Origin of the sequence: Leeuwenhoekiella palythoae (assembly GCF_900130045.1) — a bacterium.
Classification (GTDB): Bacteria; Bacteroidota; Bacteroidia; order Flavobacteriales; family Flavobacteriaceae; genus Leeuwenhoekiella; species Leeuwenhoekiella palythoae.
In genome coordinates this window covers 231,566-255,788 of sequence record NZ_FQXT01000002.1, presented here as the reverse complement: position 1 = coordinate 255,788, position 24,223 = coordinate 231,566, and the positions used below count along the sequence as shown (strand labels likewise).

Below are 24,223 nucleotides of genomic sequence, written 5' to 3'. Positions count from 1 at the left end.
TTTTGAGTACCTTTGCGCCCATTTTTAAGGAAGTGTAATTAAATGTTTCACGTGGAACAATGAGTTTTTTTGAAGATATATACGATGTAATTGTAGTTGGTGGTGGCCACGCAGGATGTGAGGCGGCGGCGGCGGCAGCAAATACAGGAAGTAAAACCTTGTTGGTTACGATGAATCTGCAAACTATTGCACAGATGTCGTGTAATCCCGCGATGGGAGGTATTGCAAAAGGTCAGATCGTTCGAGAGATTGACGCATTGGGAGGTTATAGCGGGATTGTTTCAGATAAGACCGCGATACAGTTTAAGATGCTCAATAAAAGTAAAGGACCTGCAATGTGGAGTCCACGCGTGCAAAGTGACCGTATGCGTTTCGCAGAAGAATGGCGTTTGATGCTCGAGAATACTCCTAATTTAGATTTCTATCAGGAGATGGTAAACGGTCTTTTGATCGAAGGTGATCGTGTTGCCGGGGTACGCACTTCTTTAGGAATTGAGATTAAAGGTAAATCCGTTGTACTGACTAATGGAACTTTTCTTAATGGTTTAATTCATATTGGCGAGAAACAATTTGGTGGAGGTAGAGCAGGGGAGCGAAAAGCAACTGGTATTACCGAACAGTTGGTAGATTTAGGTTTTGATTCGGGAAGGATGAAAACTGGAACGCCACCACGTGTAGATGGTAGGAGTCTAGATTTTTCTAAAATGATCGAGCAACCAGGTGATGATGATCCACAAAAATTTAGTTACAGTGATGTGACAAAACCGCTCACAAAACAACGGTCTTGTCAAATGAGTTATACAAGTCCTGAAGTGCACAATTTATTGCGCGAAGGTTTTGACCGTTCACCTATGTTTAATGGTCGAATTAAAAGTACCGGACCCAGATATTGCCCTTCAATAGAAGATAAAATCAATCGCTTTGCAGATAAAGATCGGCATCAATTATTTGTAGAGCCTGAAGGATGGAATACTATTGAGTATTATGTAAACGGGTTTTCTACATCTTTACCGGAAGAAGTTCAGTTTAAAGCATTACGTCAGGTAGCAGGCTTTGAAAATGTCAAATTCTTTAGACCGGGTTACGCGATCGAATATGATTATTTTCCACCCACGCAATTGAAGCACACGCTAGAAACAAAACTGGTTGCTGGATTATATTTTGCCGGTCAAATTAATGGAACTACCGGTTATGAAGAAGCAGCTTCCCAAGGATTGGTTGCCGGGGTAAATGCGAGTTTAAAAGTTCAAGAAAAGGATCCGTTTATTCTAAAAAGAGATGAAGCTTATATAGGTGTTTTAGTAGATGATCTAATTACAAAAGGGACTAAAGAACCTTACCGAATGTTTACTTCTCGTGCAGAATATAGAACCTTATTACGCCAGGACAATGCTGATGCACGTCTTACACCGCGTTCTTTTGAAGTGGGATTGGCGAGTGAAGAACGTATGCGCGCTCTGGAGAAAAAGGAAGCGCAAGCGGTAAATCTTGTTGAATTTTTTAATACTACAAGTATTCAGCCAGAAGAAGCAAACCCAGTTTTGGCCGAAAAAGGAACAACTCCGATGAAGCAATCTGATAAAATGGTTAAGATTTTTAGCCGTCCTCAAATTGCTTTAGACGACATGCTTTCTTTTAAGGATGTAAAAGAATATGTCGCGGAACACGATCTGGATACTGAAGTTTTAGAACAAGCGGAAATAAGAATTAAATATTCGGGTTATATCGAAAAGGAAAAAGCCAATGCTGATAAATTACAGCGCTTAGAGAATATTAAAATTCCAGATAATTTTGATTACAGTAAACTGAAATCGCTTTCTTACGAGGCCCGCGAAAAACTATCTAAAATCCAACCTACAACTATTTCGCAAGCTTCACGTGTTAGTGGAGTATCGCCAAGTGATATTTCTGTAATGTTAGTTTATATGGGACGCTAATTTTTAGTTCCACGTGAAACACTTTTAATTCATTTTGAAAAAATTTAATTCGTTGACTAAAAAAGCTAATCTGAAAATCAAAGATTATTCAATTTCTCAAGAAGAATTTACTTTGGTTTATGATGAAGTATTAGATATGTTTTCGACTGATCCAGTTCCGGATAATTTAGGAAAGTATTACTTGAGCGAAAATTACATTTCTCATACCGATTCGAATGACGGACTTTTTGAAAAAGTGTATCAGTGGGTTAAAAATTATATGCTTAAGAAAAAGGTGAAGCTGATTTCATCCTATGTGGAAAAAGGTACACTTTTAGATATTGGCGCCGGAACCGGTGATTTTTTAAATCAAGCTAAAAAATCCGGTTGGAAAGTTACAGGAATAGAACCATCACCTGCGGCAAGAAAACGAGCTTTTGAAAAAGGGATTAATTTATTTGAAGAGGAGGCAGAAGTAGGAGATCGGAAATTTGATGTAATTACTATGTGGCATGTTTTAGAACATGTACCAGATGTAGAAAAGCAAATTGAATGGATCAAAAATCATTTATCGACTGACGGAGTTTTGATTGTAGCAGTTCCCAACTTCAATTCTTACGACGCTAAGTATTACAAAAGTTTTTGGGCTGCTTGGGATGTTCCTAGACACCTGCATCATTTTTCATCCAAGAGCATCAAAACGCTTTTTGAAACAAATGGTTTTAATTTAATAGAACAAAAACCACTGATTTTTGATTCGTTCTATGTCAGTTTACTTTCCGAAAAATATAAGTCTACTTCTTTAATAAAACCAGTTTCCGCTTTTATGATCGGATTGCGGTCAAATTGGAGAGCACAACAGAATAAAGAATATTCTTCTATAATTTATATCATTAAATCAAGAAATACGCAAAATAAGACGTTTTAAGCGCTTTTAAGCAACACTCCTTTGTGATATTATTGGTTTTCTATAAAAGTGCCTAAGAACGTCTTATATTTATACAATTTTAATAGGAATTAGTGATGAACTCAAGTTTAAGTATTGATTATTGTAATACTTAAGAATTTGAGTAAAAAGAGCGCTTATCTCGAGCAACTATTTACATTTGTACCAAAATCTTAAAATCTCTTATGAAAACTAAATTGAGTCTTTTTGTAATTGCAGTTGCATTTACGTTGGCAAGCTGTACAAAATCAAAATCTGCATTTGTAGATACACAAAAGCTTTTTGAAGAATATTCTGAAATGACAGAAGTTCAAGATAAGTATACAAAACTTACAGACGAAGTGCGTGAAGAGCTTCAGCCAAAAATACAAGCCTTTCAAATTAAAGTAGATCTTTATCAGAAAAACGCAAGCACTATGAGTCCGGCTGAGCGTCAATCAAAGGAGCAGGAACTGGGAGTTTTACAACAAGAAATTCAGCAAATGCAGCAAGCGCGTGGTGGTCAGATTCAGCAGGAAAGTCAAGCTGCAATAGACTCTGTCATCAGCAAGGTGCGCAAGTTTATAGATACTTATGGTGAGGAGAACGGCTATGATTTTATTTACGGTAAAAATGAAAGCGGTAACGTACTCTATGGAAATAAAGAATTAGATATCACTGATGATATTCTTAAGGCTTTGAATACCTCTTACAGTTCAGGTGAAACGACTTCGACATCTGAGGCGCAAGAAGAAGAAAGTGATACGGTTTCCGCTGAATAAACAGTGAATATTAGAATAAGTAAAAAGCAACCCGCGGGTTGCTTTTTTTATGCTTTAGTATGAAGTAGGCGGGTTAATTTTATAGATAAATCAGTAAGAACAATTTTTGCATTTCCGTTGCGCTCAATATGATACGCAGCAGTTTGAAGCTCCTCAATGATGGCTATTATATTATTTCCGTGAATGAAAGGTGCAAATTTAGCGAGCTCAAATTGCGTAACCGGCTGAAGATACACTAATTGATCTGCTTTGTAATTCAGGAACATGGCTTGCCTAAAAAAATCTTCACAGTAGCCTAAAAAACTCTTTTGTGTCTCTCTTCCTTTGGAAGCAATATTTTCACTCCACGCGATTAAATCTATAATGGCTTTTTTGTTTCCGCGGGCTTTAAAAGCTGTACGTACCCAACTTACAAACCAAGTTTCAAACTCTTCTTCGTCGCTGCTATGATCTAATAGATGTAGCGCCAGATTGTAATCGCCGTGCGCTTTAATAGCTAGTTTTTTTGCCTCAGAAGGATTGCAATGGTGTGTATTTATCAGCGCTTCTTCTAAAGCTTCGGCAGCAAGCGGAGGAAAGCGCAACACTTGACACCTTGACTTAATCGTGTCTAAGATTTGATCTTCATTTTCGGCAATGAGTATAAAAACGGTTTTTTTTGGCGGTTCTTCAATAAGTTTTAAAAGCTTGTTTGATGCAGCATTATTCAACTTATCTGCCATCCAAATAATCATTACTTTAAATCCGCCTTCATATGATTTAAGCGAAAGTTTTTTTACAATATCTTGGGCTTCATCGACGCCAATTTTCCCTTGTTTTTTTTCAATCCCTATGTGTCGGTGCCAATCGTATAAGCTACCATATGGATTTTCTTGAATAAAAGCACGCCATTCCTTAGCAAAGTTGTCAGAGACAGGATGTGATTTTACATTTTCGTTAGGCGCTACAGGATAGGCAAAATGCAAATCTGGATGAGCAAGATGATCAAACTTAAGATTACAGGCAGATGAGCCTCCAGAATTTTCACCGTCAACATTATTACAGATCAAGTATTGCGCATAGGCAAGCGCGCACGGTAAAACACCGCTACCACTAGGCCCTACAAACAATTGAGCGTGAGCAACACGACCACGATCTACACTGGTGGTGAGATGTTTTTTAATGAAATTTTGACCGAGAATTGATTGAAATTGCATTGGCCAAATATAACAGAAATGTAACGTATTTTTTGGCGCTATCCGTTATATTTGTTTGTTCAGTACAGCCTTAAATGCGGTGCTGCTTAGTAACACAACCAACTAATTAATTACCAAAATCACAAATAATAAAGATTACATGAAAACCATCGACGATTTTAATTTTGAGAATAAAAAAGCATTAATCCGTGTAGATTTTAATGTGCCTTTAGATGATAATCATCAGGTAACAGATACTACACGTATTGAAGCCGCAAAACCCACAATTTTAAAGGTTTTAGAAGATGGTGGATCTGCGATTTTAATGTCTCACTTAGGAAGACCAAAAAACAACGAACCTGAATTTTCTTTAAAACATATTGTTGCCAAAGTTTCTGAAATCATTGGTGTACAGGTAAAATTTGTTGAAAATTGTGTTGGTGCTGCTGCCGAGAAAGCAGCTTCAGAATTGGAACCTGGGGAAATTTTACTTCTAGAGAACCTACGTTATCACGATGAGGAAACCGCTGGAGATAAAGGTTTTGCAGAGCAATTGGCTCAGTTAGGAGACATTTATGTGAATGATGCCTTTGGTACAGCGCACAGAGCACACGCTTCAACGACTATTGTAGCACAGTTTTTTCCTGAAAATAAATGCTTTGGCTACCTTTTAGCAAAAGAAATTGAGAGTATAGATAAAGTACTTCACGACAGTGAGAGTCCGGTCTTAGCCATTTTAGGAGGCGCAAAAGTTTCTTCAAAAATCACCGTGATCGAGAATGTTCTTGATAAAGTTGACGATTTGATTCTTGGAGGTGGAATGGCGTATACATTTATCAAAGCACAAGGAGGTCAAATTGGGAGTTCGATCTGTGAAGATGATAAACAAGAACTTGCTTTAGATATACTGAAAAAAGCTAAAGAAAAGAATGTAAATGTTCATTTACCGGTTGATGTTTTAGCCGCAGATAGTTTTTCAGAATTTGCGAATACTAAAGTGGAGCCTATTGACAAGATTCCTGATGGATGGCAAGGTCTTGATGCAGGACCAAAATCTTTAGAGAATTTTGCTCAGGTTGTAAAAAACAGCAAAACCATTCTTTGGAACGGACCTTTAGGTGTTTTTGAAATGGAGCCTTTTGCTAAAGGAACCATCGCACTAGGTGATGCAATCGCTGAAGCGACTAGCAATGGTACGTTCTCTCTTGTTGGAGGAGGTGATAGTGTTGCTGCTGTAAAACAATTTGGCTTTGAAAATAAAGTAAGTTATGTGTCTACCGGTGGCGGTGCGATGCTAGAAATGCTTGAGGGTAAAGAACTTCCCGGTATAGCAGCTATCAAAGAATAGTATAAAATGATTTAGGCTTTCTTCCGGGCGTTTTAGATTTTAATTAAAAAATACGACTTTAGCGTTTGCATCGTTGTAAACACATATGAAAAAACGTTATTGTCTCGGTTATGCTTTTGCGATCATGACCTCGTTGGCATCTTACGCCCAGAAGAAAAACCCTAATGCAGCAACACTGCAAATTTCTCAATCCCTACCCATTGTAGATACGGTAGAACTCAAGAATCTCATGCGCGAACTTAACAGCGCTAATGCTCATGTGGTTCAAAAAGTTCCTGAGCCTTTTCTTTTTAAAGAAGTTAAGTGGGACAGCACTTCAAAAAAACTCAACGACCGTAAATTTCCGGCTAAGGTTGATAAACTTTGGTTAGAAGAACTTACCACAAACACGCTATACGACGATATGGCGGCTTTAGTGGAAGATACAAACTATGAAGAGGTAGATTATCCCGAACTCACCACAGAAACGCTTAAAAAGCGTTTAGCAGACCTTAATGCGCGCACTCCGTTTAATGTTGAGTATAATCCTTCCTTAGAAAATGTCATTAAAGGATATTTAAAGCGGCACAAACCCACGTTAGAGCGTTTAATGGGTTTGTCCCAGTTTTATTTCCCCGGGTTTGAGCAAACCTTTGATAAATACGATATGCCGCTTGAGCTTAAATATTTGGCAATCGTAGAATCGGCATTACGTCCCAGAGCTAAATCCAGAGTTGGAGCTACGGGCATGTGGCAATTTATGTTCAATACAGGAAAATTGTATGGTCTAGATATCAGTTCGTACGTTGATGAGCGTATGGATCCTATTCTTTCTACTGAAGCTGCCGCACAATACTTATCTAAGTTATATGAGATTTTTGGCGATTGGGATCTGGCGTTAGCAAGTTATAATTCAGGACCCGGAAATGTGAGCAAAGCCATTCGTCGTAGTGGCGGAAGAACCAATTATTGGAATATCAGGCATCATCTTCCTCGCGAGACAGCAGGGTATATTCCGGCATTTTTAGCAACCATGTATATCTTTGAATATGCTGAAGAACACGGCTATCACCCGGCACAACCTGATGTCAATTATTTTGAAACTGATACCATCAAGGTGAAAGAGACCATTACTTTACAGCAAGTTTCGTCATATACCGGTGTTTCCCTTGAAGAAATTCAGTTTTTAAATCCAGCATATAAACTGGATGTAATCCCGTTTGTAGCAGATGAAAACTATTATTTGCGCTTACCTATCACCGCGATTGGACCTTTTGTAGCGAATGAAAATAATATTTATCAAACAGCTAAAAAAGAATTAGAACGCGATGAAAAAACATTGCCTGAATATCTGGAAGTTCCGTCAAGCATTAGTTACAGAGTGCGCAGCGGTGATTATCTAGGAAAAATTGCAGAGCGTTATGGAGTTGGTGTTTCTCAGATCAAACGCTGGAATAATTTACGCTCTAACAACTTACGTATAGGGCAGCGATTAACCTTGTATCCCAGTAAACCGTCAGCTTCAGTGGCTTCATCGCAAAGCAGCTCTGGGAGTTCTCAGAAGAAATATGTGGTGCGCAAAGGAGATAGTCTATGGAAGATCGCACGCAAATTTCCCGGAGTAAGTGCAGAGAACCTTAAAGTTTGGAACGATATTAGCGGTACAAAACTCAAACCGGGAATGACCTTGGTTATAGCTAACTAACTCTAAACCTATTTATGTTATGCAAAAACTAATCCTAGCCTTTTTAATTTTTGCGCTGGTGGCTTGTAACGATAAGCCTTCAAGCAAAATCTTATCAGCTTCCTCCGGAGCCTTAAACAACCTTACTGTGGTGATGCCTAATACGATGTGGGAAGGTCCGGTAGGGGAGAGCATTCGGGAGAAACTCGCGGGGCCCATAAATGGTTTGCCACAAGTAGAGCCTATGTTTGCGATCAATCAGATGCCTGATGAAGCTTTTTCTGGCTTTATGCGAAAGCAACGTACGTTTTTAAAGATCGAGCAGGCTGATACTGCAGCTTTAGAAATTATTAAAGATGAATATGCCCGCCCGCAAACGGGAATTTTAGTTAAAGGTCCTACTGAAGAAGCGATCATTAATCTGATCAAGCAGGACAGTGCTCAAATTGTAAACACCATTAAGGAAACCGAGTTTACTGAAAAAGTTAGAAGAATTAGTCTTTCGCTTAAAGAAGATAAACCGCTCACCGAAGCTTTTGGGATCACAATGAAATTCCCCACAGCTTATCGCTATGCTAAAGAAGATGAGGACTTTTTCTGGATCAGAAAAGACATTCCTAACGGCGATATGAACATTACGGTATATGAGGTGCCTTACAATCTTATCGATCGCGACTCTAACACCATTGGCTCATTGATCAAAATGCGAGATTCTATAGGCGGAGATAACATTACTGTAAGTGAAGGTATGCGCTTTATTACCGAAGCTGCATTTGCTCCTTACCTTTCTGAAACTACAATTGCAGGAAGACCGGCGTATCAAATGAATGGTATTTGGGAAGTTAAAGGGCGTTATATGGCGGGGCCCTTTGTTAACTTTACTGTTGATGATAAAGAGAATGATAGATATCTTGTGCTAGAAGGCTTTGTATTTAAACCTTCGGCGAATAAAAGAGATAATCTTTTTGAGCTGGAATCTATTTTAAGATCGGTAAAGTTTGTAGATAAAAAGTAAACGCATTACAATCCATAAAAAAACCGCTTTAGTTTTCTAAAGCGGTTTTTTTATTTCTTTTATTTCAGAACTTAAGATTTCTTTTCTTCTAAAGTTTCATCAGATTTATGAGATGCTTCCTCATCTTTAGAGGCATCTTTAAACTCTTTGATACCGCTACCAAGCCCTCTCATCATCTCCGGAATTTTCTTTCCTCCAAAAAGTAAAAGAATTACAACCACGATAAGTCCTATTTGCCAAGGCCCTACCATTCCTAAAAATATTGCTAATGCATTCATATCATGATAATTTAGATGGTAAATATAACAAGAAATCATAAGAATAGACCGTTCCTTAAGAAACTTTAGCAATAGGCATACACCTATTAAATTTTATATTTGTTGATCGATTGACGTTTATGGCAAAATCTAAAGAAAAAAAGAAGCTAAAAAAGCGCCTGCTGCATAAATACAGGCTCCTTATTTTAAATGAAGATACTTTTGAAGAGCGCGTTTCTTTTAAACTGACGCGGTTAAATGTATTTATCGTTGTAGGTTTTTCGGTTATCATTTTAATCGCATTAACCACTTTGCTTATTGCGTACACACCGCTTCGCGAATATATTCCCGGGTATTCTTCGGTTAAACTTAAGCGTCAGGCAACCGAGTTGATGTTTGAGACCGATTCTTTAAAACGACAACTAGACATCAATCAGCAGTATTTTGCGAGTATCAAGAAAGTGCTTACCGGTGATGTTGAGGAGGTAAATTTCAATAGAGATTCTATTTTGCTTCTAGAACCCAGAGATACTAGTGGTCTCAATATGAGGATCTCTCGAGAGGATAGTTTATTGCGAGAGCAAGTGGCCAATGAAGACCGGTATAACCTATTTGAGCCTGCATCTTCAACGGTAAGTTTTTCATTATTCCCGCCCGTGAAAGGAAGCATCACAGAAGGTTTTGATGCCGAAGAGAAACACTACGGGACAGATGTTGTGGTGCCTAAAAATGAAGCGATCAAAGCGGTGGCAGACGGCACCGTTATTTTTTCTGAATGGACTGCCGAAACCGGTTATGTCATCATTCTGGATCACGGAAATGATTTACTATCTGTTTATAAGCATAACGCCTCACTTACCAAAGACCAAGGAGATTTAGTAAAAGCAGGCGAAGTCATCGCAACCGCCGGCTCTACCGGAAAATTTTCAACAGGGCCACATCTGCATTTTGAATTATGGAACAGCGGTTACCCTGTAGATCCTACTAATTATATTTCGTTTGAATAATGTCTATAAAGTCGTTTTCAGCAAAAATTTTTGCAAAATACATTGTCTCAAAAACCTGGAAATGGAGCGCGAACCCGGTGACTACACAAAAAGCGGTTTTTCAACATTTGATTAAAAATGGAGCGCAGACGCGATTTGGTCAGGATCACGATTTTCAGCACATTGATTCCTTTGAGGCGTTTGCCAAAAAAGTTCCTGTTAGAGATTATGAAGCGTTAAAGTCCTATGTGGAAGAGGCGGTTGCCGGTAAGCCAGATATTTTATGGCCCGGTAAGCCCGAATATTTTGCAAAAACGTCAGGCACAACTTCGGGAGCTAAATATATTCCGATTACCAAAGCGTCTATGCCTATGCACGTCAACGCTGCTCGGGATGCGATTTTACATTATATCGCCGAAAGCGGAAATAGCGATTTTGTAGACGGAAAAATGATTTTCTTACAAGGAAGTCCTGAACTTCAGATTAAAAACGGCATAAAAACCGGAAGGCTTTCAGGAATTGTAGCGCATTATGTTCCCGGGTATTTGCAACGAAATCGAATGCCGAGCTGGTCAACGAACTGCATTGACGATTGGGAAGCCAAGGTTGATGCCATCGTTGAAGAAACCTTGCCAGAAAATATGACGGTCATCAGCGGAATTCCGCCTTGGGTACAGATGTATTTTGAAAAACTTCAGGAAAAAACCGGAAAAAATATAGGTGATATTTTTCCAGAGTTTAACCTCTTTATATATGGTGGGGTCAATTATGAACCTTATCGCAAAAAGTTTGAAAATCTCATCGGTAGAAGAGTAGATAGTATTGAGCTTTATCCTGCCAGCGAAGGGTTTTTTGCCTTTCAGGATTCTCAAAAGGAAAAGGGAATGCTGTTATTGCTGAATTCTGGGATTTTCTATGAATTCATAAAAGCAGATGAATTTTTCACCGAAAAGCCACAACGTTTAACCATTGGGGAGGTAGAAGTTGGTGTAAACTATGTGATGCTCATTTCTACCACAGCCGGGCTTTGGGCGTACAATGTGGGGGATACTGTGATGTTTACTTCAACAAAACCGCATCGTGTAGTGGTTACAGGAAGAATTAAGCACTTTATTTCGGCTTTTGGCGAGCATGTGATAGGCAAGGAGGTAGAAGAAGCTTTAACGAGCACTGCAAGCCAATTTAAAGCACAAGTGAGTGAGTTTACGGTAGCGCCGCAAATAAATCCTGATCAGGGCTTACCTTATCACGAATGGTTCATCGAATTTGATGCACCACCCGAGAATTTAGAGACCTTTGCTCAAGCAATTGACCTGGCACTCCAAGAACAAAACAGTTATTATAAAGATTTAATAACAGGAAACATTTTAAAAAGATTAGAAATCAGAGTAATTCCGCAGGGAGGTTTTACGGCATATATGAAATCAAAAGGCAAACTTGGCGGTCAAAATAAATTGCCCAGACTTGCTAACGATCGTAGTATTGCTGATGCCCTTAATCAACTTGATTTTTAAAAAAAGTATATTTGATTTAATGAGTTTAATAAAACAACAAGATAGAACACGATCTCAGGAAAGCTCTGCAGCAATAGAGCGCATGTATATAACCATGCGTCACTTGTTTAACAGAGGCTTTTATAAACCTATGGGCGTTTCGGGTGAAACCCTGCGCGAAGCCTTGCTTATTTTACGCCCCGAGATTTACGGTACCATTGCAGAAGAAAAAGTTGAACTCAATGGTTTATTGTATGTAATTGACCGCCTTCCGGAAGGAATAGAAGAGTGTAGATACATCAATCTCACCAGTGACGAAGGCTATAAGAATTCGCATTTTAAACCTATTGTTCCCCCAAAGCGTCGTCGTAATTGTTATCGTATTGACGATGAGCAAATGAATATAGAGATCACACGGGGCCGTTCTGAGATCTACGACATCTTAACGCACCTGACGTTCTTGTTTGTGGAGTCTCATAAAATTATGAAACGCGTAGTGATCAATGAAGAAGGTCATACCACGCGCGATTGGCAAAAATTAGAGAAAGCCGTATTGACCGAAGAACCGCTTTCACAGGCTGAGCGCGAGATCGCATTAACGCATACTGCAAACATTTTGGGGCGTACTTTTCACGAGGTTACTTCTATTTACAGCAAGTTTTCAGCGCCAAATAATGAAAAACGCTTTTTAAAGTTGGTCTATTGGTTGGGCAAGCGGGCGATTGAAGAGATTGTAGAAAGCGATAAGCGTCTGGTTACTTTTTCACCGGTTTTAAGAGAGCGTTTGGGCCATCATATTCATGGCGAAGTTTGGGCCGATTCGATCAAAAAAGAGTTGGATGCTAAAGACCTTTTGCGACGCCCCATACACATCATCAGTGCCAATATGCACAGTGTGATGAATACGCTTTTTGCGCCTGTTGCTTTAGAAAAGGAAATGGCAAAAAAGTCCAATCTTGAGATTTATGAGACGTTGAGTAACGCCAGCAGCGGAAAATTGCGTGCACGGGTTGAAAAAACAGCACAGCAACACGGAATGCTCTTTATTCCTGATCAAAGTGGGACCAATATTGATGTACAGATTTTTGATACGGCTAAGCTAGATCTGAAACAAAATAACTTTTGCTCAAAAACCTCTTACCCAGAAGGGAAGGAGCCGGTGATCATCGTGATGGATTATGCGTTTGGGGAGCAAGCCTATGAAACGATGGAAGAGCTGCTTAAACCTTATGAAGACAAGAGAGAAACGGTACATCTTGATGTTAAATCGGTTTCTATAATGGGAAAAGCCGGAATTCTCGAAGGAGGAAAAGGCGATATTATGATTCCTACTGCGCATTTGTTTGAGGGTACCGCAGATAATTATCCGTTTGAAAACCAACTGAAGAAAGAGGATCTTGAAGGGCACGGAATTTCAGTTTACGACGGTGCGATGATCACGGTGTTGGGGACCTCATTGCAAAACAGAGATATTTTGCGCTTTTTCTATGAAAGCACGTGGAACGTTATTGGTCTGGAGATGGAAGGCGCGCATTATCAAAAAGCGATTCAAGCTGCTGCAAAATTACGCGGAAGCATTAGCGATAGCGTTAAAGTGCGCTATGCGTATTATGCTTCAGATAATCCGCTTGAAACCGGGAGTACGCTGGCCTCAGGTGGTCTAGGAACCACAGGAGTTAAACCTACCTATTTGATTACCGAGCAAATCTTAGAACAAATTTTTAAAGACTAATGCCTCAGAACAATAATCAGGATATCGATGTTTTTGATCTATTCAGAGGGCTTAAAAGCCAGATGAAAAAGCTCCTGATTTTTGGGTATCGCTTTGTCAAATTTTTACTGAGGAATAGTCTGATATTGGTAGCGCTTATCGTCTTAGGCGCTGCGTTAGGTTATGGCTTGTCAAAACTTTTTAATCCGCTGAAAACCGCTGAAATTTTAGTAGCTCCTAACGTTCAAAGCACTTCTTATCTCTACGGAAAAATTGAAACCCTCGACCGTAGCATTTCTGAAAATGAAGCAGATTTTACTGGATATTTTTCTGCAGAAAAACTGAAAAAAATTGAGATCGAACCGGTTGAAGACATTACCAGTGTACTCAAAAATCTTCAAGCCTTTCCCGTAGATATAGTTCCCAGAATTTCTGAAAGTTATGATGATGAATCTAGCTTTTTTGAAAAACCCTTGTATGCACCGGCCTATGACTTGCACAAAATTGTAGTGGTCGCTACTGATACCATTAGGGCACAAGGAATCTTAGATTATCTTGAAGCAAACACTTTCCTCCAAAACAAACGGAAAGCAGCCTATAAAAGCATAGAAACAGAAATTCAAGCCAATAGATTTTCGATCAACCAACTAGATAGTATTTTGACCGTTGTACCTTCAGCGGTTGCTCAAGACCATCGCAATCTTGCGCTACTAAATAGTGCCGAAAATAATGAGGTCAGCGCCATCATCAATTCAAAAACTAAACTATTAGAACGCAACGCAGAGCTCGTGCAGCAACTAGAAAGTTTAGATGCCGTTTTTAAGGTTTATGGGGTGTCTAACTGGGTTGATAAGACCTCGTTGAGAAGTTTTCTGATGTACATCATTCCGCTGATACTTGTACTAATTTTTATCTTTTATCATCTCGCTTTGAGAATTCATAACAGATTGAAAGACCAGCATTAAATAACCTGCTATCCCCAACTGTTGAAATGTATTTATGGTTAAAAAACTTCAGGAATACTTCAATAGATTTAACCTGCATAATGTGCTTGGTGGTGCGCTGCGCGTTCTTATTTTACGGGTTTTGGGCGTGATTTTCCTCTTTGGAATCACACTTTATCTAACAAATTTCTATTCAGCTGAAGTCGTAGGCGCCTATGAATTTACACGTTCCTCTTTATTCTTGATCGGTGGTGTTACGCTACTAGGAACAGATCAATCCATTTTGTTTTTTTCAGGAAGGTTTTCAAAACCTGAGCAGGCAGGTACTTTGTTTCAAGTCTACCTAAAAATGCTCGCGTTACTTCTTGGAGTTTCCATCGTTTTATTGGGGATCATTTTAGTAATTCCGAAAGAATATTACAATTTGTTTTTTAACGATCAGAGGTCAGGAACTTTATTGATCAAAATGGGCTTCTGCTTATTTTTTTATGCGGTGACACTCTTCAATACCGAATTTTTCAGAGCTTTTGACCTGCACGAGAAGTCTGAGTTATATCGCGGTATTTTAAAACAATTGCCTTTTGGTTTTGGTCTATTAATTCTTTTCCTGTTTAATAAGCACGACTATGTCGTTGAGGTTTTTTTACTGAGTTTTCTCTTTTGCGCGTTGCTCTCAGGATTGGAGGTTTACATAAAGTATAAACGCTTGAATCCCGTGGTTTCTAGGCAAACATCCATACGATTTAAAACCGTTTTAAAAGCTACGATTCCTATTACGATAAGTGCTTTTGGTTTTTATTTACTCATCAGTATTGATGTCTTTTTTTTAAAGCGCTACACCAATTTTGAGACTTTAGCGTATTACGGAACTTCGATAAAAATCATCTTTTTGATCTCAACTTTAATCAATGTTATGGGTTCGTACTTATCGGTACGAATTGCCGATTTATTTGTGACCGATCAAGTCGCCTTACAAGCTGTTTTAAAAAAAGGAGTACGGGTTATTGTAGGTCTTGCATTAGGACTTTCGGTAATTTTATTTGTTTTTGCGGCAGAAATTCTTGGCGTTTTTGGTGCCGCATATCAAGAAGCCGTTCCGGCATTGCGTATATTGATCGCCGGGCATTTTATGAGTACGTTGTTTGGCGTCACTCAAGTGTATCTCAATATGACTAAAAAACAAGTGGTTTTACAATATATCCTGATCATTGCTGTGGTGATCAACGCGATTATAAATGCGATACTTATCCCGAAATATGGGATGCTGGGAGCTGCAGTTGCTTCAGCATTTAGTGTGATATTCTGGAACGGCTGCGCTGTGATTTGGGTCTATAAAAAAGACCGAATTAAATTGTTTTTACACTAATGAGATTGCTTATCCCAAGATCTACCTTGCTTTACCTCCTTTTAGGGCTGGTAGTTGTCGTATTGGGAGTATTGGCACCAAGTTATCTTCCCGAACGTTTCTTTTTTGATGCCATCGTTATTGCCGAAGATTTTTACAATGAAAAAGGCTTTTGGCGTAGCTACCCGGTGACGATGTTGATTTATGATAAGACGGGTTTAGGCAGTTTACCTTTTGAACTTGTTGCAATTATTCAACTTCCTATTTTGCTTTGGGTAATTTATAAAATCGGGATTCCAGAACAGTTTGCTAAACTTACGGTACGTAATATTTTGGCCTACTCTTTAGTGCTTATGCTGGCGTTTTTCATCTCAATGCCTTCCAAAGAATTTATCACCTTTCTATTTATCGCTTGGATGCCTTGGCTATTGATTAAGCGCAGGTGGAGTCTGCGAACTACTCTTACTTTAATCGTTTTGGGGCTTTTCTTTTTCGGTATTTGGTATCGGCCGTATTATGTTTTGATTCCCATAGTTGCAGGAGTTATTTATTTAATAACCTTGATCAGTTTTAAGCGCAAAGCCCTCACAGGCATTTGCTCCGGACTACTTATGGTGATTTTTATAAGCCTTTCCTACGGAATGGTAAAAGGAGAATACCTGTCGCAAAGCACGCGCGAAGCCCTCAATGAAGAGCGTTTGGGCGAAGAAGCAACCAATTCGGTTATTATATCGCCTATAGACCCCGAAACATGGTACGGAGAGGCCTATGGTATTCTTTATGGTTTTGCTTCGGTAAATGTACCTGTAAATGGCTTGAAACATCTATTTCGGCCTCAAATTGTACTTTTTGTCTTCTGGCAATTGATACTCTCTCTGTATTTGTTGTATTTGTTCAAAAATTGTCTCAGTAATAAAAACGCTTACCGGTATGAGCTTTGGGCGTTTTACTTCGTTTTTGCCTATTTTATCATCCAAGGTGTTTTTGAACCCGATCTAGGTTCGGCGGTTAAGCATAAAATTGGCATCTTACCATTTATTTACGTCGCATTGTATTATGATAGTTTCAGAAAGAACATACCGGTTTAGCTACAATGCGTGGCTCACAATTCTAGCCGTATCAATTCCTTTTCGAATTCCGGCTACGGTGTTATTGATCTTGTTTGCCGTGTATAATCTCGTATTCTTCAACCAGCTGAAGTTCACTCGACGCCGCGTTTTTTTTATGTTTTTAATCGCTGCACCCTTTATACTCGATCTCTTGTTTTTATGGAATAACACCAGTATTGCTGAAGGTATAAAACATGGCGAAAAGCGGTTAAGCCTGCTTTTGCTTCCCTTTTTTATTTTAAGTCAAAACCACCGTTTTAATACGGTGCTTATTCTCAGATATTACGCACTGGCGACAACTGCAATTTTAAGTCTGTGTTTGATGAGGTTTGCAATAATTGAACCAGAATTATTCAGCAAATATCTTAACGGCGTTGATCTTTGGGAAATGGGTTATGCCTTCGCGCGCTCCATAAAGATGCACGCTCCGGCACTCAATATGCACGTTGCTTTTGTAGTAGTGATCAACTTTTATTTTTTTAAAGAAGCTTTAGGGCAGATCAGAAAAACTCACGTGATCTGGCGCTTGGTGTTCTTTTTAATTTCAGTGATACTGCTGCAGTATATAAATACAAGGCTAGCTATTGTAAATGCGTTCTTCGGAATCATTTTAATAAGTCTGGCAGATGTGCGAAAATTGAAAACAAAAGGCTTACTCAAACGGCTTGTCATCGGGGTATTCGGGTTTGCATTACTTTCCTACGGATTTGTAAAAATCTTTCCTTACAGTGTCGAAAAATTTTCTGAAGTGACTTTTGCGCACCTTGATAAAGTAGGAAAACTAGATAGCCTTGAAAATCCGGAAGCTTCTGCATATAATGGTCTTGTAACCCGTTTGAGTATCTGGAAAACCAGTCTTGACGTAGCCTTAGAACACCCGGTGATAGGCGTAGGAGCCGCCGATGGAAAACAAGCAGTGATCAATAAATTTGAAGCAACCAATCAGCAGTTTTTAGCAAAATATAAGTTTCCGGTGCATAATCAATTTCTTGATTTCTGGATCAAATTTGGGATTTTAGGACTGCTTGTCGTTGCGGTTTATATTGGCCTGTTTGCGTATATCGGGTTTAGCTCTCGGCAGATTTTGTGCGTGTTTTTCTTTGTACTGTTTTTGACAGCAAACCTGGTGGATGATTTTCTAATACGTTTTGATGGTATCGTGTTTAGCGCACTATGGTTGTCGATTTTTACTAAAAATGCGCTGGATATTAAGCTCGATAAAGCCTAATAAGCTTTTCAAAATTCACCTCGCTGTTAAATAAAATTGCCGTGCGTTTCTTGGCAGCGTTCCCCAATACTATTCGTGTAGATTGATTTTTAGATTTTTGTAAAATCTGGTCAAATTCGTGTTCAGCATCAAAGAGGAAGCCGGTTTTTCCGTCTGCAACAATGTCTTTATTTCCAATAATATTTGTGGCGACAATGGGAATTTCCCGGGCGGAAGCTTCTAAAATCGCAATAGGCAAACCTTCCCACAAGGAGGTCTGAAGATAAAGGTCTAATGCTTCTAGCTTTTGCAAGCCTTGCTCATAGTTATTAAACCAACCGGTAATGAAAATATTGGGCGCGGTGAGTTGATGACGCAATTCACCATCACCAATCCATAAAAATTCGAGCTCAGGATGGTTTAGTGCGAGCTGATTAAAATAGGCCGGATTTCTGGCGTAGGTGATTCTGCCTAAAGTTCCTATACATTTAATTTGCGGCCGGTGTTGTTTCTCAAAGTTTGTTAGCCCCAGTTGCTGAATACCATTGCGCACTAAAAGCGCCGGACCAATTTTCTTAGCATAGCGCAATTCGGTATCGCCGCAAGCGATTAGCGTTCCGCCGGTAAGCTTCTGACTTAAAAACTCAATACTAAAAAATAAATGACGTTTTATACTACTAATATCCTTCCGAAGAAAAGAAAATCCGTGTGGGGTATAAAAGAGTTTTGCTTTTAAACGCGGAGAAAATAAATAGGCAAACCTACCCAAAATACCCGATTTTGAAGAATGCAAGTGAAGCACATCAGGCTCAATTTGCTTCAAGGTAGTTTTGAGTGCTTTAAACGCCTTAAAATCTTCTTTAAAACGTATTTCGCGATGCATTGAGATACAGATCAAGCGGGTTTTAGGATGAAAATCAGCAGCGACCTGATCGTTGTTGATTTCATCTCGATTTCCGCTGTAAATCACTGTTACCTCTAGATCTGGTGCTTCGCATAAAACCTGAGTGAGGTTTTTAAAATATGTGTAAACACCACCACCCAAGGCTTCCACAATGTGAACGATTTTTAATGTACTCATGAGCAGTAACTTGGGGTGTTTTAGCGCTTTTGAAGGATAGCAAGATAGCATCATAAATTCAATTAAACCATTATCTAAAGCCATTACTTAGAGATGCGCTTTATAAAAATTTTAAGAATACTCCTCAAGTAGCACTCAACTTGTTTGCTAAATTTGTCCAGTTGACTCTGTCCCAAGTCAGCTCAACTAACCGAATTTGTATGAACGAAAATGGAACGAAACATAGTTTTGTCCTTCAACCCCTAGTTGGTTTTTGTGATCTTCTCATTTTGATGCTGTGTGCGCTTTTGTTTGAATTTTCAAAAGCAGAATACACTTATTTTATTCCTTTTTTAATTTTCAGTTGGCTGATTACATCCGTGGGAATTGGTTTCTACAAAGTATATAGGTTTACGCCATTGGTAAATATTTTAGGCTTGGTGCTCAAGCAGGCGTTTCTTCTTTTAGTTTGTTGTTTTTCTTTTTTTGGAATCTTCAACGAAATCGATGTAGTTGCTTCTGCTGTTCTAGAATATGTGTGTCTCAGCATAGGTTTTATAGCGCTTTTAAAGCTTGTGGTTTTTAATCTGCGAAAAAAGTTTAGAAAGCAGCTTGGAAGAGATACTATTAGAGTAATTATCGTGGGCCGAAACGCAAAAACCGAGCAACTCAAAAACTTCTTCAATTTTAATCCGGCGTATGGCTTTCAGTTTATCGCCAATTTTGATCTTCGCCTTGATACCATCGAGCTGGAAGAGGTGACGCGATTTGCTATTGGCCAAAGAATTCATCAAATCTATTGCTCGGTCGCCGAATTGAAAAACAAGGAAATTCAAGAACTGATTCAGTTTGCTGATAATAATCTCATCGCATTGAAATTCTTACCGGACAATAAGGATATTTTTACCAAGAAGATGGACTTTCAATACTACGGTATTACGCCTATACTGGCGTTGCGCACGCTGCCTATAGATACCCCTATTAACTTGTTTTTAAAGCGCTTATTAGACATCGTGTTTTCACTAGTGGTGATCTTAGGGATTTTATCGTGGTTGACGCCAATTTTGGCACTTATAATTCCCTTGACCTCAAAAGGCCCTTTGTTTTTTAAACAGAAGCGTAACGGTATTGATGGCAAAGAGTTTTATTGCTACAAATTCAGGTCCATGACCATCAATAAAGATGCAAACGACAAACAAGCGAGTAAAAATGATATGCGTACTACTGAACTGGGTAAATTTTTAAGAAGAACGAGTATAGACGAGTTACCGCAATTTTATAATGTATTGCTCGGCGATATGTCTGTTGTTGGTCCGCGGCCGCATATGGTGAGCCATACCCATTCGTTTAAACAGCAAATAGATAAATTTATGGTACGGCATCTGGTAAAACCGGGAATCACCGGTCTCGCTCAAGTGAGCGGGTATCGTGGCGGAATTGAAACCGAACATGATATCAAAAGTAGGGTGCGTTTTGATATCTTTTACGTTGAAAACTGGTCTATCCTGATGGATCTGCGTATTATAGCAAAAACATTTTTTCAAGTGATTTATGGCGATAAAAAAGCCTATTGATGCCCGGCCGTTAGTTTCTATTGTAACCCCCTGTTATAATTCTGAAAAGTTTATTTCAGAAACCATCGCCTCTGTTCAAAAACAGACCGTGACCGACTGGGAATTGCTCATTATTGATGATGCTTCTTCAGACGAGACGGTTGCCTGTGTTCAAAAATTACAAGAAAAAGATTTCCGTATTGACTGCATTGCGCTTAGCGAAAATAAAGGTCCCGCACACGCTCGTAATCTGGGTATTCAAAAGGCTAGAGGAAAATACCTGACCTTTCTAGATGCCGATGATCTCTGGTTTCCCAAATTTTTAGAGCGAAGTATCATCGAAGCAAAAAAGCATCCGTTTGTGTTCGCTTCTTATAAACGCCTAGATGAAAATTTAGAGCCTTATCTCTCAGATTTTATTGTTCCTAGAAAGGTGAGTTATACTGATATTTTAAAAAGCAATGCTATAAGTTGTTTGACGGCTTTTCTCGATATCGAGGTTTTGGGTAAAAAATATATGCCGCTTATCAAAAAACGCCAGGATATGGGGTTGTGGCTGCAATATTTAAAGAAAATCGATTATGCATACGGTATTCAAGAACCCTTGGCAATTTACCGTATTCGACGGAATTCACTTTCGCGCAATAAAACCGGATTGATCAAACATCAGTGGAAATTTTATCGGGAGGTTGAGCAATTATCAGTATTTGCGTCTGCCAACTATTTGATGTGCTGGGCGTATAAAGGTTTTGTAAAATACCGCAATTAAAACGTTCTGGTAAACTGTTTTAATTTCCCGCGCTTGCTTCGGTCAAGAATGGGTTTTTTATTGAAAGAAAGCTGAATTTCTGTGCCTAAATAATTCAGCATAGCGCGCTTGATCTTTTCAACATCCTGAGTAGAAAATTCAGCATCTGCAACATAATTGATACTGAAATGATTCGGTTTATTCTGAATGATCTTGAATTCTTTTACGCTCGCCGTATCGTTCATAATTTCTTTAGTCACATAGTAAAACGCCAAAGCCGGAATTTTTTTTCCGTCAGGAAGCAGCGCAAAATCACCCACGCGACCTTCTAATTTCGTGAGAACTGACAAGCCGTTTTGATAGGACAAAACACCGAGATCGCCAATTTCATACCTGATAAATGGATGCGCCTTATTGAATAACGAAGTAACCACGATTTTCCCCGAAGTGCCCGGATCGACTGGTCTGTTGACCTCATCAAGAATCTCGACATAGAGTAAACTCGAGTCAATATGAAGGATGTCCCCGGCTTTTCCTAAAGCAATGATTCCGGTTTCTGAAGCGCCATATTCATTGATCACCGGCACGCCAAACTGCTTCTGAAGCAGTTCAATATCTTCTTTAAACAACATTTCGGCAGTAGCTATGCAATGCGTAAGACTCGGGCAGAGGTCTTTTAAAACGAGCTTTTTTCCAGCTAGATACCGTGCAAAAAGTACCAAAGCGCTTGTGTAGCCATTTAAATGGCCAAATGGTTCTTTTTTAAATCTTGAGATGAAGCTTTCAAAATTGGCATCCGAAGTGTCAAAAATTGAAAATCGATAGCGATTGCTTAATCTGTCTTTCAAACGCTCTTTCAATCGGGCAGCGCCGTGCTTGGGAATTCCATAAAATCGCGCTTCATACGAATTGTGTAAATCGATTCCCGAAGTTGAATAAAGCTGAGTGATAGAAGCCCAGGTTAACGCGTGACAGAACTTATCTTTTGCAAAAATAAAAGGCGTTCCGGAAGATCCTGAAGTTTTATGAACGTGTACGTTTTTAGTTGAAAACTCTTTAGATAATCTACTTTTTAAAGCTTGTTGTAAATTCTGCTTCGTTAAAACCGGTAAGTCTTCCCAAGTCTGGTATTGATCACCTACTAAGTTCTTGTAAAAAGGGGTGTTTTTTAAATGATGCTTTAAAATTTCGGTCTTTTTCGTTTCAATATAAGCGGCATAATTATGTTCAACCTGTTGTTTGAGTTCCTGAAGTTGCTTCTGCGCAGTAGCAATAGCATAACCATTAAGGTGCAGGCTGAGGTTGATTAAATTCACAAGACTAAAATTAGTAGGTCAATTTACAAACATTTATTTTTGACGCTTAAACAAATCTTAAGCTATTACGATGAATATCCTCATTCTGGGTTCTGGTGGCCGTGAGCACACTTTTGCCTATAAAATTGCACAAAGTTCAAAATGTGAGCGTCTTTTTGTAGCTCCCGGAAACGCCGGCACAGCAGGTATAGCAACCAATGTTGCCATTGGCGTGACCGATTTTGAAGCGATCAAAAAACTGGTTCTGGATGAGCAAATCACAATGGTGGTTGTAGGTCCTGAAGATCCATTGGTTCAAGGGGTTTACGATTTCTTTCAAAATGATAAGGAATTAAGCGAAATAGCAGTTATTGGTCCGTCAAAACGAGGGGCTTTACTTGAAGGAAGCAAAGAGCGCGCTAAAGAATTTATGGCGATGTATGATATCCCAACTGCTGCTTACGAAAGCTTTAAAGCCGAAAGTTTGGAGGCGGGAAAGGCATTTTTAGAAAAACTCAATGCACCATACGTTCTTAAAGCTGATGGTCTTGCAGCCGGAAAAGGAGTGGTGATCTTGAATGATCTCGAGGAAGCAAAAGCGGAATTGACCGATATGTTGACCAATCAAAAATTTGGCACAGCTAGTGAAACCGTGGTGATTGAAGAGTTTCTTGACGGAATCGAACTCAGCGTTTTTGTATTGACCGATGGTAAAAATTACATCACTTTGCCAACAGCAAAAGATTATAAGCGTATTGGAGAAGGAGATAAAGGTTTAAATACCGGCGGAATGGGAGCGATCTCTCCCGTGCCTTTTGCTGATGATGCCTTTATGGAAAAAATAGAAAACCGAATCATTAAGCCAACGGTAGATGGTTTGAAAGCTGAAGACATAGATTATAAAGGCTTTATTTTTATTGGTTTGATCAAAGTAGGGGACGAGCCTAAAGTGATCGAATACAATGTACGTATGGGCGATCCTGAAACCGAAGTGGTGCTGCCACGTATCAAGAATGATCTTGTTGAGGTTTTTGAAAAAGTGGCAGCGCAAAAGCTTGACGAGGTTACTTTAGATCTTGATGCACGTGCTGCAACTACAGTAATGCTCGTGAGTGGTGGTTATCCTGAAGCTTACGAAAAAGGAAAAATGATCACAGGGACTGAAGAAGTTGAAGATGTTTTGGTATTTCACGCCGGAACGACTTTAAAAGACGGAGAAGTGGTTACTGCCGGAGGCCGTGTGATGGCGGTTACTTCGCTAGATGCCGACTTTAGGGCAGCACTTAAAAATTCCTATAAAAATATTGAGAAGATCAAGTTTGATAAAATGAATTATCGCAAAGATATTGGCTTTGATCTTTAAAAATCACGCATAAAAAAGCCTGCTGAATAGCAGGCTTTTTTATATCTAAAACGGTTGGTGATTAACCGTGAATGTTGTGATGCTCGTCTTTGTCAAACTTATTAAGTTGTACACACCAGTAAGTAAACGCTACCGATACGATAATAATAAAAACAAAGTTAAGAAGGTTTGCGGCAACCCAGCTGCTGTCTTGCAATTCACGAATTGCATCTAACGGTGCAAAAGCAACGTTGACAAAAAAATCTTGAATACCGTAAAATAAATCTTTCAATTCCATAATTGTATACTTTTACAACGTGATTACCACGGTCACACCCTTAATTTTGAC

At 39.1% G+C, this 24,223-nt stretch carries 21 protein-coding genes; 16 read left to right on the top strand and 5 right to left on the bottom strand.

All coding sequences use genetic code 11. From position 1 onward, the window contains the following. The first annotated feature begins 59 nt into the window (after window positions 1–59). From mnmG to BUA96_RS04655, 3 genes are all read left to right on the top strand, one after another. Window positions 60–1,937, top strand: coding sequence for a tRNA uridine-5-carboxymethylaminomethyl(34) synthesis enzyme MnmG (gene mnmG / locus BUA96_RS04665; protein ID WP_072980919.1), 1,878 nt, complete (start codon window positions 60–62; stop codon window positions 1,935–1,937). Between the two features lie 34 nt (window positions 1,938–1,971). Continuing rightward, entirely contained in the window at window positions 1,972–2,844 is an 873-nt protein-coding gene (locus tag BUA96_RS04660; protein ID WP_233430607.1) for a class I SAM-dependent methyltransferase, read from the top strand. A gap of 203 nt (window positions 2,845–3,047) precedes the next feature. Next, the gene (locus BUA96_RS04655) at window positions 3,048–3,623 is read left to right on the top strand and encodes an OmpH/Skp family outer membrane protein (protein ID WP_072980917.1); all 576 of its coding nucleotides are present in this window, start codon (window positions 3,048–3,050) and stop codon (window positions 3,621–3,623) included. Window positions 3,624–3,670: 47 nt separating this feature from the next. Here BUA96_RS04655 and BUA96_RS04650 read toward each other — a convergent pair whose 3' ends face one another. Continuing rightward, entirely contained in the window at window positions 3,671–4,819 is a 1,149-nt protein-coding gene (locus BUA96_RS04650) for a DNA polymerase III subunit (RefSeq protein ID WP_072980915.1), read from the bottom strand. 139 nt (window positions 4,820–4,958) lie between these two features. On the opposite strand from BUA96_RS04650, the gene BUA96_RS04645 reads away from it, so the two are divergent. From BUA96_RS04645 to BUA96_RS04635, 3 genes are all read left to right on the top strand, one after another. Then, window positions 4,959–6,146 carry a phosphoglycerate kinase gene (locus BUA96_RS04645; protein ID WP_072980913.1) on the top strand — a complete coding sequence of 396 codons (1,188 nt, stop codon included), beginning with the start codon at window positions 4,959–4,961 and terminating at the stop codon, window positions 6,144–6,146. Between the two features lie 85 nt (window positions 6,147–6,231). Continuing rightward, on the top strand, window positions 6,232–7,830 hold the full coding sequence (locus tag BUA96_RS04640) for a lytic transglycosylase domain-containing protein (RefSeq protein WP_072980911.1): 1,599 nt from the start codon (window positions 6,232–6,234) through the stop codon (window positions 7,828–7,830). A 19-nt stretch (window positions 7,831–7,849) separates the two neighbouring features. Beyond that, on the top strand, window positions 7,850–8,824 hold the full coding sequence (locus tag BUA96_RS04635) for a DUF4837 family protein (RefSeq protein ID WP_072980909.1): 975 nt from the start codon (window positions 7,850–7,852) through the stop codon (window positions 8,822–8,824). A gap of 71 nt (window positions 8,825–8,895) precedes the next feature. Here BUA96_RS04635 and BUA96_RS04630 read toward each other — a convergent pair whose 3' ends face one another. After that, window positions 8,896–9,102 carry a Sec-independent protein translocase subunit TatA/TatB gene (locus BUA96_RS04630; RefSeq protein WP_072980907.1) on the bottom strand — a complete coding sequence of 69 codons (207 nt, stop codon included), beginning with the start codon at window positions 9,100–9,102 and terminating at the stop codon, window positions 8,896–8,898. A 119-nt stretch (window positions 9,103–9,221) separates the two neighbouring features. Between BUA96_RS04630 and BUA96_RS04625 the strand changes: the two genes are divergently transcribed. From BUA96_RS04625 to BUA96_RS04595, 7 genes are read left to right on the top strand one after another with little or no spacing between them, the layout of a single operon-like run. Then, entirely contained in the window at window positions 9,222–10,088 is an 867-nt protein-coding gene (locus BUA96_RS04625) for a M23 family metallopeptidase (protein WP_072980905.1), read from the top strand. Further along, window positions 10,088–11,581, top strand: coding sequence for a GH3 auxin-responsive promoter family protein (locus BUA96_RS04620; RefSeq protein ID WP_072980903.1), 1,494 nt, complete (start codon window positions 10,088–10,090; stop codon window positions 11,579–11,581). Before BUA96_RS04625 ends, BUA96_RS04620 begins: the two co-directional genes overlap by 1 nt. A 19-nt stretch (window positions 11,582–11,600) precedes the next feature. After that, window positions 11,601–13,292, top strand: coding sequence for a DUF6909 family protein (locus BUA96_RS04615; RefSeq protein ID WP_072981765.1), 1,692 nt, complete (start codon window positions 11,601–11,603; stop codon window positions 13,290–13,292). Further along, window positions 13,292–14,236 (top strand): hypothetical protein, encoded by a 945-nt coding sequence (locus BUA96_RS04610; protein WP_072980901.1) that lies wholly within the window; start codon window positions 13,292–13,294, stop codon window positions 14,234–14,236. Before BUA96_RS04615 ends, BUA96_RS04610 begins: the two co-directional genes overlap by 1 nt. 34 nt (window positions 14,237–14,270) lie before the next feature. After that, the gene (locus tag BUA96_RS04605) at window positions 14,271–15,581 is read left to right on the top strand and encodes an oligosaccharide flippase family protein (protein ID WP_072980899.1); all 1,311 of its coding nucleotides are present in this window, start codon (window positions 14,271–14,273) and stop codon (window positions 15,579–15,581) included. Next, on the top strand, window positions 15,581–16,648 hold the full coding sequence (locus tag BUA96_RS04600; RefSeq protein ID WP_072980897.1) for a hypothetical protein: 1,068 nt from the start codon (window positions 15,581–15,583) through the stop codon (window positions 16,646–16,648). Before BUA96_RS04605 ends, BUA96_RS04600 begins: the two co-directional genes overlap by 1 nt. Further along, a complete protein-coding gene (locus BUA96_RS04595) occupies window positions 16,617–17,897 on the top strand; it encodes an O-antigen ligase family protein (RefSeq protein ID WP_072980895.1) in 1,281 nt (426 codons plus the stop codon). Before BUA96_RS04600 ends, BUA96_RS04595 begins: the two co-directional genes overlap by 32 nt. On the opposite strand, the gene BUA96_RS04590 is transcribed toward BUA96_RS04595, so the two are convergent. Continuing rightward, entirely contained in the window at window positions 17,878–18,957 is a 1,080-nt protein-coding gene (locus tag BUA96_RS04590; protein ID WP_072981763.1) for a glycosyltransferase, read from the bottom strand. The genes BUA96_RS04595 and BUA96_RS04590 overlap by 20 nt on opposite strands. Before the next feature lie 200 nt (window positions 18,958–19,157). Between BUA96_RS04590 and BUA96_RS04585 the strand changes: the two genes are divergently transcribed. Both BUA96_RS04585 and BUA96_RS04580 read left to right on the top strand, forming a co-directional pair. Further along, complete coding sequence (locus BUA96_RS04585; RefSeq protein WP_072980893.1) at window positions 19,158–20,510, top strand: exopolysaccharide biosynthesis polyprenyl glycosylphosphotransferase; 1,353 nt, start codon at window positions 19,158–19,160, stop codon at window positions 20,508–20,510. After that, entirely contained in the window at window positions 20,488–21,258 is a 771-nt protein-coding gene (locus BUA96_RS04580; protein WP_072980891.1) for a glycosyltransferase family 2 protein, read from the top strand. The genes BUA96_RS04585 and BUA96_RS04580 overlap by 23 nt, the downstream gene beginning before the upstream one ends. Here BUA96_RS04580 and BUA96_RS04575 read toward each other — a convergent pair. Further along, window positions 21,255–22,553, bottom strand: a complete 1,299-nt coding sequence (locus BUA96_RS04575) for a phenylacetate--CoA ligase family protein (RefSeq protein ID WP_072980889.1) — start codon at window positions 22,551–22,553, stop codon at window positions 21,255–21,257. The two genes, BUA96_RS04580 and BUA96_RS04575, sit on opposite strands and share 4 nt — an antisense overlap. 70 nt (window positions 22,554–22,623) lie before the next feature. On the opposite strand from BUA96_RS04575, the gene purD reads away from it, so the two are divergent. Further along, the gene (gene purD, locus BUA96_RS04570; protein WP_072980887.1) at window positions 22,624–23,895 is read left to right on the top strand and encodes a phosphoribosylamine--glycine ligase; all 1,272 of its coding nucleotides are present in this window, start codon (window positions 22,624–22,626) and stop codon (window positions 23,893–23,895) included. A gap of 61 nt (window positions 23,896–23,956) precedes the next feature. Here the strand turns inward: purD and BUA96_RS04565 are convergent, their stop codons facing one another. Next, the gene (locus BUA96_RS04565; protein WP_009781986.1) at window positions 23,957–24,172 is read right to left on the bottom strand and encodes a DUF6341 family protein; all 216 of its coding nucleotides are present in this window, start codon (window positions 24,170–24,172) and stop codon (window positions 23,957–23,959) included. Between the last annotated feature and the right edge of the window lie 51 nt (window positions 24,173–24,223).